This is a genomic window from Sphingomonas sp. Leaf33 (genome assembly GCF_001421785.1).
Lineage (GTDB): Bacteria > Pseudomonadota > Alphaproteobacteria > Sphingomonadales > Sphingomonadaceae > Sphingomonas.
The window spans coordinates 1-424 of sequence record NZ_LMLB01000012.1 but is presented as its reverse complement, the minus strand read 5'-3'; the positions used below and the strand labels follow the sequence as shown (position 1 = coordinate 424).

Genomic DNA, 424 nt, shown 5'->3' with positions numbered 1-424 from the left:
GTAACAGGTACTGGAGGTCCGAACCGACTAGTGTTGCAAAACTAGCGGATGAGCTGTGGATAGGGGTGAAAGGCTAAACAAACTTGGAAATAGCTGGTTCTCTCCGAAAACTATTTAGGTAGTGCCTCAAGTATTACCTGCGGGGGTAGAGCACTGTTTAGGCTAGGGGGTCATGGCGACTTACCAAACCTATGCAAACTCCGAATACTGCAGAGTACAGCTTGGGAGACAGAGCACCGGGTGCTAACGTCCGGACTCAAGAGGGAAACAACCCAGACCGCCAGCTAAGGTCCCTAAAATTGGCTAAGTGGGAAACGAAGTGGGAAGGCTAAAACAGTCAGGATGTTGGCTTAGAAGCAGCCATCATTTAAAGAAAGCGTAATAGCTCACTGATCGAGTCGTCCTGCGCGGAAGATGTAACGGG

1 rRNA gene (cut by a window edge) is annotated in these 424 nt (G+C 49.8%); it reads left to right on the top strand.

The window, feature by feature from the left end:
• Nucleotides 1-424 (top strand): 23S ribosomal RNA (locus ASE86_RS13205) (its annotated part extends 740 nt beyond the left edge of the window); the annotation flags it as partial.